This window comes from Bacillus sp. WC2507, from assembly GCF_052656125.1.
In genome coordinates, this window is sequence record NZ_JBQXPN010000001.1 from 4,224,487 (window position 1) to 4,239,693 (window position 15,207).

The 15,207-nt window shown below is 36.0% G+C and carries 17 protein-coding genes, 2 riboswitches and 1 other annotated feature (1 of these 20 only partly in view); of the genes, 2 read left to right on the forward strand and 15 right to left on the reverse strand.

Translation table 11 applies throughout. From position 1 onward, the window contains the following. Positions 1-15 (reverse strand) — a binding site (T-box leader) (it extends 233 nt beyond the left edge of the window). 61 nt (positions 16-76) lie between these two features. The 11 genes from ACUN28_RS22235 to ACUN28_RS22285 all read right to left on the reverse strand — a co-directional run bounded on the left by ACUN28_RS22235 (position 77) and on the right by ACUN28_RS22285 (position 9,443). Further along, positions 77-694 (reverse strand): NAD(P)-binding protein, encoded by a 618-nt coding sequence (locus ACUN28_RS22235; RefSeq protein WP_016088704.1) that lies wholly within the window; start codon positions 692-694, stop codon positions 77-79. Then, positions 669-1,424, reverse strand: coding sequence for a sirohydrochlorin chelatase (locus ACUN28_RS22240; RefSeq protein WP_016088705.1), 756 nt, complete (start codon positions 1,422-1,424; stop codon positions 669-671). Before ACUN28_RS22240 ends, ACUN28_RS22235 begins: the two co-directional genes overlap by 26 nt. 1 nt (position 1,425) lies before the next feature. Next, a complete protein-coding gene (gene cobA / locus ACUN28_RS22245; protein ID WP_016088706.1) occupies positions 1,426-2,202 on the reverse strand; it encodes a uroporphyrinogen-III C-methyltransferase in 777 nt (258 codons plus the stop codon). Between the two features lie 85 nt (positions 2,203-2,287). Beyond that, on the reverse strand, positions 2,288-2,488 hold the full coding sequence (locus ACUN28_RS22250) for a DUF3906 family protein (RefSeq protein ID WP_000366917.1): 201 nt from the start codon (positions 2,486-2,488) through the stop codon (positions 2,288-2,290). 10 nt (positions 2,489-2,498) lie between these two features. After that, positions 2,499-4,121: a nitrite/sulfite reductase gene (locus ACUN28_RS22255; RefSeq protein ID WP_016088707.1), complete on the reverse strand. Its 1,623-nt coding sequence runs from the start codon at positions 4,119-4,121 to the stop codon at positions 2,499-2,501. 12 nt (positions 4,122-4,133) lie between these two features. Continuing rightward, positions 4,134-4,727 carry an adenylyl-sulfate kinase gene (cysC, locus tag ACUN28_RS22260; RefSeq protein ID WP_016088708.1) on the reverse strand — a complete coding sequence of 198 codons (594 nt, stop codon included), beginning with the start codon at positions 4,725-4,727 and terminating at the stop codon, positions 4,134-4,136. A gap of 12 nt (positions 4,728-4,739) precedes the next feature. Then, the gene (sat, locus tag ACUN28_RS22265; protein ID WP_016088709.1) at positions 4,740-5,876 is read right to left on the reverse strand and encodes a sulfate adenylyltransferase; all 1,137 of its coding nucleotides are present in this window, start codon (positions 5,874-5,876) and stop codon (positions 4,740-4,742) included. Between the two features lie 38 nt (positions 5,877-5,914). Next, positions 5,915-6,619: a phosphoadenylyl-sulfate reductase gene (locus ACUN28_RS22270; protein WP_016088710.1), complete on the reverse strand. Its 705-nt coding sequence runs from the start codon at positions 6,617-6,619 to the stop codon at positions 5,915-5,917. 88 nt (positions 6,620-6,707) lie between these two features. Beyond that, positions 6,708-6,851: a YezD family protein gene (locus tag ACUN28_RS22275; RefSeq protein WP_000116163.1), complete on the reverse strand. Its 144-nt coding sequence runs from the start codon at positions 6,849-6,851 to the stop codon at positions 6,708-6,710. Positions 6,852-6,924: 73 nt separating this feature from the next. Continuing rightward, positions 6,925-7,033: riboswitch (SAM riboswitch) on the reverse strand. Positions 7,034-7,279: 246 nt separating this feature from the next. Continuing rightward, positions 7,280-8,596 carry a diaminopimelate decarboxylase gene (lysA, locus tag ACUN28_RS22280; RefSeq protein ID WP_016088711.1) on the reverse strand — a complete coding sequence of 439 codons (1,317 nt, stop codon included), beginning with the start codon at positions 8,594-8,596 and terminating at the stop codon, positions 7,280-7,282. 180 nt (positions 8,597-8,776) lie between these two features. Next, a riboswitch (Lysine riboswitch) is annotated at positions 8,777-8,958 on the reverse strand. Between the two features lie 89 nt (positions 8,959-9,047). After that, entirely contained in the window at positions 9,048-9,443 is a 396-nt protein-coding gene (locus ACUN28_RS22285; protein ID WP_033659649.1) for a DUF3888 domain-containing protein, read from the reverse strand. Between the two features lie 253 nt (positions 9,444-9,696). Here ACUN28_RS22285 and ACUN28_RS22290 point away from each other — a divergent pair, with 253 nt between their 5' ends. Both ACUN28_RS22290 and pssA read left to right on the forward strand, forming a co-directional pair. After that, complete coding sequence (locus ACUN28_RS22290; RefSeq protein WP_016088713.1) at positions 9,697-11,583, forward strand: LTA synthase family protein; 1,887 nt, start codon at positions 9,697-9,699, stop codon at positions 11,581-11,583. A 182-nt stretch (positions 11,584-11,765) separates the two neighbouring features. Next, positions 11,766-12,467: a CDP-diacylglycerol--serine O-phosphatidyltransferase gene (pssA, locus tag ACUN28_RS22295; protein ID WP_000285422.1), complete on the forward strand. Its 702-nt coding sequence runs from the start codon at positions 11,766-11,768 to the stop codon at positions 12,465-12,467. A gap of 31 nt (positions 12,468-12,498) precedes the next feature. Here the strand turns inward: pssA and ACUN28_RS22300 are convergent, their stop codons facing one another. The 4 genes from ACUN28_RS22300 to hisI all read right to left on the reverse strand — a co-directional run bounded on the left by ACUN28_RS22300 (position 12,499) and on the right by hisI (position 15,202). After that, positions 12,499-13,470, reverse strand: a complete 972-nt coding sequence (locus tag ACUN28_RS22300) for an NAD(P)-dependent oxidoreductase (protein WP_033660137.1) — start codon at positions 13,468-13,470, stop codon at positions 12,499-12,501. A gap of 143 nt (positions 13,471-13,613) precedes the next feature. Further along, complete coding sequence (locus ACUN28_RS22305; RefSeq protein WP_016088715.1) at positions 13,614-13,781, reverse strand: DUF4025 domain-containing protein; 168 nt, start codon at positions 13,779-13,781, stop codon at positions 13,614-13,616. Positions 13,782-13,848: 67 nt separating this feature from the next. Continuing rightward, positions 13,849-14,865 carry a histidinol phosphate phosphatase domain-containing protein gene (locus ACUN28_RS22310; protein WP_016088716.1) on the reverse strand — a complete coding sequence of 339 codons (1,017 nt, stop codon included), beginning with the start codon at positions 14,863-14,865 and terminating at the stop codon, positions 13,849-13,851. 13 nt (positions 14,866-14,878) lie between these two features. After that, positions 14,879-15,202: a phosphoribosyl-ATP pyrophosphatase gene (gene hisI, locus ACUN28_RS22315; RefSeq protein WP_016088717.1), complete on the reverse strand. Its 324-nt coding sequence runs from the start codon at positions 15,200-15,202 to the stop codon at positions 14,879-14,881. Positions 15,203-15,207: the final 5 nt, after the last annotated feature.

Consider the following 15,207-nt stretch of genomic DNA (forward strand, 5'->3'; position numbering starts at 1 on the left):
GCTCATCGATTTCATCTATTGAAGTTACTAGTGATTATAAATTATATTTTTATAGTTGTAAAGTACAATTTATTCATTATCCTATATGAACTCTTCTCTCTAATTCTTGTAAAAACAATTCTCTTTTTTGTTCATTTTGAACATATATCGACTTTAATACCTCTTGCAACAATATATTTCTCTGCCTTTTCTCTATTTGTAATGCTTTCACTTTTACTCTAACTTCGTATAAAAAATCAAGATACGCTTCATACGCCTCATCATATTTATTTGCGATATCATCACGAATTTTTTTTGCAAGTTTCGGGCTCGCTCCTCCGGTAGAAACAGCCACATTCAGTAATCCACGATGAATCGCTGCCGGAAAATGAACATTACCACTTTCCGGGTTCGTAATAACATTTACTAATTGATTCTCTGCGCTATCTTCAGCAATTTGTTCATTTAATACAGCATCACTACTCGCTGCAACAACTAAAAAAGCGTCTTTAATATCACTTTTTTCATACTCCCTTTGATACCAACGAATTTTCTTTTCTTCTACAAGTTTCACTAAATTCGCATCCAATTCAGGACTTACCACAACTATATCCGCACCTTGTTTTAGTAAAGGAATAATTTTAAATCCCGCGACTTTCCCTCCACCAATGACAACAACACGTTTCTTCTCAACTCGCACTGTAAGTGGATACATATTGATCTCCCTTCAATAATTTCTTCGTTTTCTGAATTAACATATACTGAAACGCTTCATTCTTTCCTAAATACGGACTTATTTTTATCTCATCCAACTCATATTGGCGCACTTCTTTTTCAATATGTTTCATAAGTAAACCTGTAAATAACAAGTAAGGCAGCACAACGATGTTCTTTTCTTTTCGTTCTACAACTTCCTTTAACTTCTCCTCAAATTTTGGCTCGGCAGCCGCTAAATAACAAACTTCTACTTTTTTAATCTTCTCTTCTGTTTGAAATAAAGAAGCAATCCAGTTTATATCTCTTAATACTTCAGGATCACTGCTCCCTCTTGCAACGAGAAGTAGCGTCACTTCATTCTTATCTTCCTGTTCAATGCCACTTCCGCTATACACCGATTTAACAAGTGTTTCTGATACACCAAACGGGTTACCATAGGTCACTTTAACATTCGAAAATTGCTTAGTTAACTTCTCCAATTCAAACGGGATATCTTTTTTCACATGACCTGCCGCTAATAAAAAAACTGGAATAACAATAATCTCTGTAGCACCACGCTTCACACATGTACGGAACCCTTCATCAATAGTTGGATTCGCTAACTCTAAAAAACAAACTTCTTGAATACTCGCCTCTACACGGTTCATACATGACGTAATAAACGCAACTGCTTCTTCTTTAGCCGCTTTCAAACGACTTCCATGACATATATATAAGATGGCCTTCATTTTATAACACTCCGCTTACTTGATACGTACTTTCTGTCTGTTTCTCAAACCAATGGATTCTTTCTCTAAAACGGACCACTTCTCCAATTACAATCATGCTCGGATTTTGAATTTGTTCTTTTTTCGCAATATCTATAATTGTCCCTAACGTCCCTACAACTGTACGTTGCATAGATGTCGTTCCCCGTTCAATAATAGCAGCAGGTGTACTTTTATCCTTTCCATGCTTCATCAGTTGTTCACATATGTAGGGTAAATTACTAACCCCCATATATACCGCCAATGTCTCTACACCTTTCGCTAAATTTTCCCACTTCACTTCCTCTGCAGCATCTTCTTTCCTATGTCCCGTCACAATAGCAAAACTCGCACTTGCATCACGGTGCGTCACCGGAATACCAGCATAAGCAGGCGCAGCTATTCCAGCTGAAATACCAGGAACGATTTCAAATGGTACACCTTGCTTTGCTAACGCTTCAGCTTCTTCTCCCCCTCTACCAAATACAAATGGATCACCGCCCTTAAGCCTCGTTACAACTTTTCCTTTTTTCGCATATTTAATAAGAAACATGTTAATTGTCTCTTGCTTCATCGTGTGATAATTTGGTAGTTTTCCGCAATAAATTAAATCTGCTTCGGGCTTTGCATAGGAAAGCAACTCTTTATTTACAAGACGGTCGTACAAAATAACATCTGCCTTCTCAATACATTTCAACCCTTTCACAGTAATTAAATCTGGATCACCAGGACCCGCACCAACGATATAAACCTTCCCCATCATCTCTCCTCATTTCTACTATTAAAGTGAAACTTCCATCCTTATATACGAATGGAAGTTTTCATTATTTCGTATTACTTTTTCCTTACTCATGAATAACAAATGCCGCACCTTTTCGAATCTTCTTTTTTTCAAATAGGGAAATCTCCTTTACTTCTGGCAGCGGTAAAAAATGTTTTTCAAGCTCCATCTCCGCCAGCTTAAACGCCTGTTCTTCACTTTGAGCAACGACAACAATCGGAACAATACTATTTACTAACACAGCTTCAAATCGATATAAATCCATATTGTCCCTCCTAAGACGCTATTACTTCTTCTAGCACATTATTTAACGCTATTTGTAATGTCTCTACACCAACTCGGCCGACAAAATCATAAAACGTTTCAGCTGGTAATTTATTCTCTTTGAAATAACTTATAAATGATGCAAGTACATCAGGTAGATCCTCGCCATCTATTTTTCCTTTTAACTTTTGATTATAAGCACCACCATCTAACAACGTTCCACCTACATATATTTCAAATGCCTCAACAATTCCTTTTTCCTTCGTTTTCATTTTCACCCCTTGTAATCCAATGTCAGCAATTTGACGTTGACCACATGAATTCGGGCATCCTACCATATGAATACGAACCGGAACATCGAGTGCAATTTGTGTATCTAAGTATTCGGCGATTTTTCGCAATCTTTCTTTCGTTTCTACTAAAGCAAGATTGCAATATTCAATACCAGTACAAGAAACCGCATGACCAATAAACGATTTCGGACTTGCTGATATTGCTTCAAACAACGGCTCATTTAGTAAACCCGCCACATTTTTTGGCGGAACATTCGGAATAATGAAGTTTTGCGAATTACATGTACGAATTTGTCCATTTCCATACTGCTTAGCAATTCTTGCAATCTCAAACATTTCTTCTGCATGCAGACGTCCTACCGGCACATTAAAACCTACATATTTTAGTCCATCTTGTTTTTGGTCTTGGACACCATAGAAGTATCCCGCATTCCAACCTTTGAGAGCACTTTCCCCTTTACTTTGCAATGGTCCTGTATACTCTATTAGTTTCTCTTTAAACTTCTCTGCTCCCCAGTCTGCAACAAGAAATTTCAAACGGGCTAAATGACGTTTTTCACGATATCCAAAATCACGGAATATTGTAGCAATCGCAATCGCTACCGTCTTTACTTCTTCTGGTAAAACAAATACATCTAATTCATCAGCTAAGTATGGACGAGCTGATAATCCACCGCCTACTTTTATATGAAAACCAACTTTTTCCTCACCATCTATCTCTTTCTTTGCAGGTGTAAATGCAACACAGTTAATCTCTGCGTTTGCTGAGTTATAAATGTTAGAACTAATAGACATTTTAAATTTACGTGGTAAGTTAGAAAACTCTTCATTATGTTGGAAGTAGTCATATACCTCTTTCACAATACCAGTTGTATCCAACAGTTCATTCGCATCAATACCCGCAAGTGGATTCCCTGTAATATTACGCGTTATATCACCACACGCTCCAGCTGAAGATAACCCCACTCGCGCTAACCTTTTAAAAATATCTGGAATTTGATGAATTTCTAACCAGTGAAACTGAATCGCCTGTCTTGTCGTAATATCTATTACGTCACGCCCATAATCCTCAGCGATAGAAGCAAGCACTTCTGCCTGTGCATTCGTAATAATCCCTGAAGGAATATTGACACGCATCATAAAATAACCAGCTTCTTTCGGTCTTTGTAAATACAACCCTGCCCATTTAAATGCGTCCCACTCTTCTTTCGGAATAGATTCGAATCCATTTTCAGCATAGTAAGGAATATCATTAAAGATTTCCAAACCATCTTTTTTTAACTTATTTTTCTCAGTCTGATTTAATTTTTCATTGTTAGCCCATACTTTTTCATAACTCATTTTTAAATCCCCCTATATAAAACTACGCTCTTGTAAGTACTTAACAATTTGTTCTGCACATTCTTCAATAGAATACTTATGCGTTTCTACAATTAATTCCGCTTGCTTTGGTTCCTCATACGGTGAATCAACACCTGTAAATTCCTTAATATCACCTTTTCTAGCTTTTTTATAAAGCCCTTTTGGATCACGTTTTTCACACTCTTCAATTGGACATTTTACAAACACTTCTATAAACTCATCTGCAGCTAATAGATCTCTAACTTGTTTTCGATCTAATCGAAATGGTGAAATGAACGCTGTAAGAACAACAGTACCTTGATCTACAAATAGTTTCGCTACTTCGCCAATCCGTCTTATATTCTCCATACGATCACTTTCAGAAAAACCTAAGTCTTTATTTAAACCGTGGCGTATATTGTCTCCATCTAGTACATAGTTTCCAATATTCTTTTCAAATAGTTTACGAGCAACCGCGTTCGCTACCGTAGATTTACCTGAAGCTGATAATCCAGTAAACCAAACTACAAAACTATGATGCCCATTTTTTACTCTTCTCTCATCTTTTGAAACAGATGCTGTATGCCAAGTAATATTCGTATCCATCTCATTCTCTCCCTATTCTGTTACTACTTCTTTTTTCAAACCTTTAATTAGTACTTCCACTACTTCTTTACGACTAAATGTACTTGGCGGAACCTCACCGTTTCTTAATAGTTCTCTTACTTTCGTACCAGATAAAATGACATGATCTTCTTTTCCGTGCGGGCATGTTTTCGTCGAAGCCATCGCTTCACATTTCGTGCAGTAAAAACTATGTTCAAAAAATAACGGTGTAATCCCTAACTCTTCCACTGTAAAGTTTGTAAAAATTTCTTGCGCTTCATAAGTACCGTAATAATCTCCTACCCCTGCATGATCGCGCCCTACAATAAAGTGGGTGCATCCAAAATTCTTTCTGACTAACGCATGAAATATCGCTTCCCTCGGTCCTGCGTAACGCATTGCTGCAGGAAATACACTTAAAAAGACACGATCTTTCGGATAATAATTTTGAAGTAATACTTCATAGCTTTCCATCCTTACATCAGCAGGAATATCGTCCGACTTCGTTTCCCCAACGAGTGGATTTAAAAAGAGGCCATCTACAATTTCAAGAGCAGATTTTTGAATATATTCATGGGCACGATGCACCGGATTTCTCGTTTGGAATCCAACTACTGTTTTCCAACCACGTTTTTTAAATTCTTCTCTCGTTTCAATTGGATCTAAATGATAAGAAGGAAACGGATTATTTTCAAAACGTTTCGTAAGAATAATTGCTCCTCCAACGTAAACGTTCGGTCTTTCGTATAATTTTTTCACTCCAGGATGAGCCTCATCCGTTGTTTTATACACTAGTAACGCTTCTTTTTCCTTATCTGGTACAAAAATATCTTCTATTTGAATGACACCATATACATTTCCACCGTTAACAAGTTTTACTTCCTCCCCAGCTTTTAGAGTCTCTGCTACTTCTTCTGTTACTGGTAATGTAATTGGTATACTCCATACGATCCCATTAGCTAAACGAAGCGTTTCTACGACCGAATCATAATCTTTCTTTCCTAAAAAACCAGTAAGCGGGCTATATCCCCCTGTCGCTAATAGCTCTAAATCACTTAATGCAATGTTATCTAGCTGAATTTCTTTTTCAATTTGTGATACGTCGTATGTCTCGTCTACACGATTTATTAATTTGTTTACTGTACTCATTTTCTATACCCTCTCTTAACTTTATTTTCAAATTCATCTTATTGGTAATGAAGACCACATTCAGTTTTCACTTTCCCGGCCCATCTACCATCTCTCGAATCGCCACCCTCTCCTACAGGTAACGTACATTTCTCACACCCAATACTTGGATATCCAACATCATGCAATGGGTTATACGGCAAGCTATGTTTGTATACATATCGCCATACCTTTTTCCACGTCCAATGAATGAGCGGACAAACTTTAATAGATTGAAAGCGATGATCTTGATTTATAAACTTTGTATGCTTACGCGTTTCTGATTGTTCCCTCCTTAAGCCCGATATCCATGCTTTTTCCGCCGCTAATGATTTTTCTAACGGTAAAATTTTTCTAATTTTACAACAAAGATTCGGATTACTTTCCCATAATTTCTCACCATGCAGCTTCGCTTGTTCATCAAGTGTAAGTTCCGGCTGTTTTTCTATAATATTTAATGAAGGAAATCGTCCCCGCACTTTTTGAATTAATTCATATGTTTCTTGAAAATGAACATTTGTATCTAAAAATACAACTTTAGCAGATGGATTTACTTGGTTTATAAGATGCAGTAAGACCATACCTTCCACTCCAAAGCTACATGCGTATACGATTTCATCTTTATACTCTTTATAAGCCCAACTTAAAACTGACAACGCGCCTTTCGTTTCATCTTCTTCCGAAAATGAAATGCCATTTTCATCCCACGTTTCATACGTCAACATGTTTTTTCCCCCTGTAAAAGCAAAAAGACGGTTTTAACCTCATAAAATAGGTTAAAACCGCCTCTAGTTTTTCTAGTCAGCGCTTTTTTTACTTTAAACGTACTTTTTCACTTTTCTCTAATTGAATGACTTTCCCATCTTGCACAACAATTGTAATTGAACCATATTTCATATCAGCAAGCATCGCTTGAATTTTCTCAGATACTTCCTCAAAATGTTCCCGTACGCTCACGCGAACAGCCCCCCTTTTTTATTCATAAAAAAAATCTTTCCCATTTCGAAAAGACTGTTCGGTAATATATTTTACCTTATCTTTCAAAATGGATTCCATTTTGCTGGATTTAGCACCTTGCTTTCTATAAGCAGGTTGCCGAGCTTCGTTGGGCCAGTTCCCTCCGCTTCTCTTGATAAGCTTTGTATTTGTATTTTATCACAATTCTGATTTTTTTCAATCCTAGTTTTCCGATATATTTTATTTATTTTATACCACCATTTAGAGGCCGTACAATTCTTACCTCAAAATCCAGCAAGAGAAAAGTGCCTTGCTGCCTGTAAACGCCCAATTGATGGGGACTAATAATTAGTGGGGAATGCCCACACTGATTATAGTTTCACTTTATAAAAAAGGAATTGCCCCTCAGAACAACTCCCTTTCCTTACTTAAACAAGTTCTTTAATACGTATGCGATCGTTCCCAATAATATTTTCATATGTTTCACGCTCTACAACAATTTGTGATGTGCCGCCTTTCGCGAAGACGACAGCCGGTCTACGAATCCGATTATAATTATTTGCCATCGAGTACCCATATGCCCCTGTACAAGAAATCGCTAGTAAATCGGCAGAAGCAACTTTCGGTAGAGTAATATCCCAAATTAACATATCTCCACTCTCACAGCACTTCCCAGCAATCGAAACAATTTCCTCATTCTCATCATTCCCTCGATTCGCTAACATCGCTTCATAACGAGCGTTATATAAAGCAGGTCTTAAATTATCAGTCATCCCACCATCCACTGATACATATTTCCGAATACCAGGAATGTCTTTCACAGATCCGACTGTATAAATTGTCGTTCCAGCATCCCCTACAATACTACGGCCTGGTTCAACCCATATTTCTGGCAAGGGATAATTACATACCGTAAATTGTTCCCTCACCGCACTTGTTACAGCTCGCACATATGTCTCAAGAGTTAATGGTGTATCTGACTCTGTGTAGCGTATTCCGAATCCTCCGCCTACATTTAATACTTTTACTACATAGTTCGCGCGCTCTCTCACCTGTTCTAAAAATTGATGAAGAACTTCAATCGCTCGAACAAATCCAGCCGTTTCAAATATTTGCGATCCGATATGTGAATGAATTCCTAACACATTATAATTTGATTTTTGTAAAGCAAGCTCAATTGATTGCATCGCTTGACCATTTGACACGCCAAATCCAAATTTCGAATCATCTTGACCTGTTGTAATATATTCATGTGTGTGCGCCTCTACTCCAGGCGTTACACGAATTAATATGTTCACAAATTTCCCGTGTTGCACTGCTAAATCATGCAAAATTTCTAATTCCAAAAAATTATCTACGACAAAACAACCAACATTAGCCTGAAGAGCCATCACGATTTCTTCTTCTGTTTTATTATTGCCGTGAAAATGAATACGCGATGCTGGAAATCCTGCTTGAAGCGCAGTATATAATTCTCCTCCAGAAACAACATCTAATGACATATTTTCTTCACGAGCTACTCGGCACATCTCCATGCACAAGAACGCCTTGCTTGCATATGCTACTTGATAAGAGAAACCACTTTCTTTAAAAGCACGATGAAACGCGCGGCACTTTCCTCGAATAGACTCTTCATCGTATACATAAAGTGGTGTTCCGTATTGTTTTGCTAGCTGCGTCGTATCGCACCCTCCAATTTCTAAGTGTCCCTGCCCATTGATTCGGCTTGTGCCGTGTAAATACATTTGAATTCCTCCCTTATTTCCTCTAAAACTCATAACCCCAATCTTCTATTCATTGCAGCACGCTTTTAGATAGACAAAAAACGCGCGGAACAATGTTCACACGCGTTTCTTATTAGGAAAAATATATATTGAAAAAATAAACGAGTTGTTATCTCCTCAAAATAAGAAACCGCATCAACATCTCCAAATAGCTCTCCATAAAATAAATCTTATGACAGTACTACATTTATTCAATGCAGTCCCAATATATGAATAAGATGGTTATTCTTATATTTCGGCAATAGTCCCTTTCAACCTATGATCACAGATTCCATTAAATCTCCCATAGCTTACTCTTTCCTATCGCGGCCTCTACCTTTGAGAGTAGATGAGGTAAGTCTATTTAATTTTCAAACATCTAATTGATGCTATTAACAATACCAAAGGACCATTTTATTTGTCAAACAATTTTTTATATTGTTTTTTTACAGTTTAGTTTTGTATCATCTGGTAAGCGCTTTACTAAAATCTTTGTCACTTCCCATTCGCCTTCTTCGTTATTAAATATAATCGTTACCTTCTCAAATGGTGGAGCAATTTTCCCAGCAACTCGTTCATACTTCGTCACTTCAATACTCGCTTGAAATAAATATGTACCGCTATACACTTTTTTTAAACTAATAATTTTAGGGCATTGATAAGGCTTCAAACTCCCATATTGTTTTTCAATCGCTTTATTTATTTTCGGAAATAAAACAGAATAAAGGGCATCTTCCATAAGAGGTGCATCATATTGGGCTACTGACACACTCGGTGAAGCAAAAAGTATAACACTACTGCATACTATAAAATATAATAATTTTCGCATTATAACCTCCGTATTATTACACGATTCTTTCTGCGCACGATAATTATCATACATAGAAACTCCGTTTTATTGTCTCCCTCTGCCCTTTTTCTACTCAATTATTATAAAAAAGCCCACAACTCTCTTTTATTTTCGTATAATGATACTCATAGTATAATAAACATAATAACAAAGGACTGTTCGTATATATAAAATGAGGCGCTAATCAAACCGGCCCACAAGAACTGTCATGCTTTTAGGAGAGGAGTATATTATGCTACAACGTCTGTTTCCAAAACTGCGATTCGCACTCGTTGCAGTCGTTTTATTATGGATAAAAACATATATTGTGTACAAGCTAGCATTTGATATTAAAATTGATAATTTCTTTGAAGAATTTATGCTTTTTATTAATCCACTAGCTGCGTTACTTTTATTTTTCGGTTTTGCTTTATTCGCATCTAAGCACCGAAACAGAATTATAATTGGAATCAGTTTTATACTGTCCTTTATTTTATTTGGAAATGCAATGTTTTATGGGTTTTATAACGATTTCGTTACGTTCCCAGTTTTATTCCAAACAAACAATATGGCTGATTTAGGGACGAGTATAAAAGAACTCTTTACGTATAAAACATTACTTTTATTTGCAGATGCAATTATTTTAATGTTTCTTTCGCGTAAATTCCCGGCATTTTGTGACAAGACGCCGCTTTCTCGCTCTGAGAAGCGAACTTTCTTTAGCGGTGTAACAGCTTTATTAGCACTACAAATTGTTGTTTCAGTTATTTATAAACCACAAATGTTCTCACGCTCATTTGATCGTCAAACAGTCGTGAAAAATTTAGGTTTATACACATATCATCTATTTGATATTACACTTCAATCTAAATCTTCAGCTGAACGTGTATTTGCAAGTGGTGACGGGTTCTCTGAAATTAAAAACTATACAGACTCAAAAGATAAGCAAGTTGATAAAAACTTATTTGGAGCTGCAAAAGGTAAAAATGTAATTTTGATTTCAATGGAATCTACACAAAGTTTTGTTATTAATAAAAAAATAAATGGAAAAGAAATCACTCCATTTTTAAATGAATTTATTAAAGATAGTTTTTATTTCGATAACTTCTATCATCAAACGGGACAAGGTAAAACTTCTGATGCTGAATTTATCGTTGAAAATTCACTTTATCCGTTAGACCGCGGTTCTGTATTCTTTACTCACGCAACAAATGAATATACAGCTACACCAGAGCAATTAAAAAAATACGGATATTCTTCTGCTGTCTTCCATTCAAACGATAAAACGTTTTGGAATCGTGATGTAATGTATCCTGCCCTTGGATATGATCGTTACTTTAATTTAAATGATTACACAGGTACAGAACAAATGTCTGTCGGCTGGGGATTAAAAGATAAAGAGTTCTTTGAACAATCTATGCCAAAGCTAAAATCTTTACCGCAACCGTTCTATACAAAATTTATTACTTTAACAAACCATTTTCCGTTTCTTCTAAATCCAGAAGATCAATATGTTGATGAGTTTAATTCGGAAAGTGGTGTTGTAAACCGCTACTTCCCAACCGTTCGTTACACGGATGAAGCTCTTAAATTATTTATTAAACAATTAAAAGACGAAGGACTGTATGATAATTCTGTTATTGTCATTTATGGAGATCATTACGGCATTTCTGAAAACCATAACGCAGCAATGGCTCAGTTCCTTGGGAAAGACGCTATTACACCGTTTGATTCTATGCAATTACAACGCGTCCCTCTCATTATTCATGTACCTGGTCAAGAAGGAAAAATCATTTCTAAAGTATCTGGTCAAATTGATATTAAACCAACGCTACTTCATTTACTTGGTATTAAAACAAATCAATCCGTTGAATTTGGAACTGACTTATTTATTAAAGAAGAAAACCCACTTATGGTAATGCGTGATGGTAGCTTCGTTTCGGAAGATTATGTTTATACAAAGAACATGTGCTATAAACGAAATACAGGTGAAGAAGCAGACATTTCATTATGTCAACCGAATATTGAAAAAGCAAAAACTGAATTGAAACTCTCCGACAAACTCATTTATGGAGATTTATTACGTTTCGATCCTAACAATCGATATAAAACCGGAACAATGACAACGAAATTTGAATAGTGCAAGAAGCAACTTTTATAAAAGTTGCTTCTTTTTTTACTTATTTTCCCAATCGTTTCGCTATGAAATCTTTCACAAATTGGGAATTTCTTTCGTATGAGGAAGAAATTTATGGTATGATAAAATAAGTAAAATTTCATACACTAATTAAGAATTTATTACAGAAAGCAAGGGATCAGATTTTGTATAGAGCAGCTATTCCAAACTTATTTACGCTCGGAAATTTATATAGTGGATTCTTGTCAATCGGCTATGCATCTTTAGGATATTATAAATCAGCTGCTATTTTAGTACTTATCGGGATGATGTTAGATAGTCTTGATGGGCGTGTTGCTCGTTTATTACGTGTTGATTCACAAATGGGTAAAGAGCTTGACTCGCTTGCGGATGTCGTAACATTTGGTGCAGCACCTGCTGTTCTCATGTATTACACATCTTTCTCCAATTATGGCATCATCGGACTATACATAGCGGGACTATTCCCTCTTTTCGGAGCATATCGCTTAGCACGATTTAATGTAACACCATCTTCTACTTCAATGAAATATTTCACTGGGGTACCGATTACAGCAGCGGGAGGGCTTGTTGCTTTCTTAACATTATTTTCACATACCATTCCAAAAATCGTTCTTATTACAGTATTTGTAACGTTCGCATTTTTAATGGTGAGTCGTATTCGTATCCCGAGTTTAAAAGATGTACCAATTCCACGATATAGCATCATTATTACACTATTTTTAGTTGGGATCATTATCACAATGTACCAAACAGGGTTCGGTAATTTTTCTGTTTTCTTATTCATTGCTATTCCACTATATATTTTGTATATGCTATCTCAATTTCTTAGACAAAGACCATCTAAAAGAGCCAATAAAGAAAAATAAGAAAAACCTTCCGATTCCGGAAGGTTTCTTTTTATTTTGTAACTACTGCTTTTTGATTTACAGGTGTTACAGGCTCTTCACCGTTTAATACGGCTAAAATATTTCTTACTGCCATTTCAGCCATCGCATCACGCGTTTCGAATGTTGCATTTCCTACGTGAGGAGCAAGTACTACATTCTTTAATCCTTTTAGCTCTTCTGTAATCTTCGGTTCAAATTCAAACACGTCAAGAGCTGCTCCTTCAATTTCATTTGTTTTTAATGCATGAGCAAGTGCCGCTTCATTCATAATTGGTCCACGTGAAGCATTTACAATATACGCTGTTTTCTTCATCATTTTAAACTGTTCTTCATCAATCATATGATGCAATGTCGGATTATAAGCACAGTTAATTGTAATAAAATCTGCTGTTTGTAGTAATTCTTCCAATGTTACATATGTTGCTTCCAGTTCACTTTCAGCTTCAGGCTTTCGATTTGGTCCTGTATATAAAACTTTCATTCCAAACGCTTTTGCACGCTTTGCAACTGCCTTTCCGATTTCTCCAAGGCCAATAATTCCAATTGTCTTACCATGTACTTCGCGGCCTAAGAAAAATAATGGTGCCCATCCGTTAAATCCAATTGTACGACATAGCGTATCACCTTCAGGGATTCTACGTGCCGCTGCTAAAAGAAGAGCAAATGTTAATTCTGCAGTGGCTTCAGTTGATACTTTCGGTGTATTCGATACTATAATTCCTTTTTCGCCCGCATACGTGTAATCAATATTATCGTAACCAGCACCATAGTTTGCAACAATCTTTAAATTAGGTGCCGCATCAATAACTTCTTTTGTTACTTTTGTAGAAAGTAGGCTTAACAATGCATCTTTATCTTGTACACGCTTTGTTAATTCATCTAAAGAAATTAACTCCTCTTTATCGTACATTTCTACATCATGATCTTTTAATAGTTCTAATCCGATTGATGGAATTTTTCCTGCTACTAATATTTTCGCCACTACTAACACCTCTTCTATAAAAATAAGATATCTCTTATCTTTCATTGTAAGAAATCCACATATAAAAACCAAGGAATTTGATTATAGTTTTGAAAATCGACACTTTTCCATTAAAAAAGAGGAGATGCAAGTCTCCCCTCTTTTTACGCTTTTTCTTGCGATTCTTTTCCAAGCTTCACATCAATTGTTCCCTCTGCAACTGTATCGCTAATTTGCTCCTCAATAACTGACTGAGCGGTATTCGTTGTTTCAGAAGTATACGATTGTTGCTCTGCACCTTGTACATTTTGTTTCTTTTGTTGTTTTTCCATTTCTTACCCTCCTTTTTATTCTTTCTTATTTTGAACAAAAAGAAGGGTTTTCATCAAAAAATCATGTTCATTTTGAAATTGTTACTTCTTCTAGTAATCTCATCGTTCTTACTCGTTTCGTAAATGTAGCTATGTGAGTAATATCATGATTACGTAATGTCTTCATATTCTCTTCCACGTATTTTCCTAAATCATTCGGATAATGGGCATCCGAGGAGAGAGTAATCGGAACCTCGTACTTAGCTAATACTTGTAAATATAGCGGACTCGGACACATTTCGTGCACAGGATAGCGATAGTACAATCCCGCATTTATTTCCGTTGCCGTATTTGTTTCTACTAACGCACGCGCAATTTCCTTATAATAAGAAAGTTGTTCATTCTCATCTAACCGATAATTAAATACTTTTATGTTATCAAGATGAGCTATAATATCAAATAACCCAGAGTGAACTGCACACTCAACCGTTTTGAAAAACGTATCATATAAAGCGTATAAGTCATGTTCCTCAAAATATTCTTTCGTATCTGGATTATCAAATCCCCAGCCATTCAAAAAATGAACAGAACCAATTACATAATCAAAGTCTCCTAATGCCAGTAAAGATTGTAATTCTTGTTCACCACCAATAAAATAATCCGCTTCAATTCCAAGTTTAAGCGTAACGCCTCTTTTACTCCATCTTTCTTTCGCCTCTTCAATTGCTTTTGTAAAATCATATAGTGACGCTATCCTTACTTGGTCTAACCATTCCTTCTGTAAACGTCCCAGCTTGGAATCACTAATATCGACATATTTTTCATAGTATTCTTTTGCTTCATAAAAACGGTATAAATGATCGACAATACCAACTTCTTTTATACCTTTTCGCAGCGCTTCTTCTAAATATAGATCAATCCATTTCGTTGTAAACGGCCCTTCTTTCACACGTTTTTGCAGGCGTTCTTGTGTTTTCACAAGCCATTCCATAGAATGTTTTTTTTCTTTAAGCGGTTCATATTGTTGTAGGGCTTCATTTATTTTAGCTAGCCATCCTATTGAATATGGCCCTTCTTCTAAATGAATGTGATAATCCACCTTCATCTACATTTCCCCCTTATAAAGTATCTATTTCTCTTCTGTCCCCTACTCTCGAAAGCTTCCCATTTCTTTCTGTCACTTCCTCCATAATATCTTCTAACGATATATTTTTTTCGGCTAATAAAACGAAGCAGTGATACAATACATCTACCATTTCTTTCACTAATTCTTCTTTGTCATTATTTTTAGATGCGATAATTACTTCCGTGCATTCTTCACCAATTTTCTTTAAAATTTTATCTTCTCCCTTTGAAAATAAGTAATTTGTATACGATTCAGGAAGTGGATTTTCCTTTCGTTCTTCAATTGTTTCAAATAATAATTTAAAGGCATTTTCCATATGTA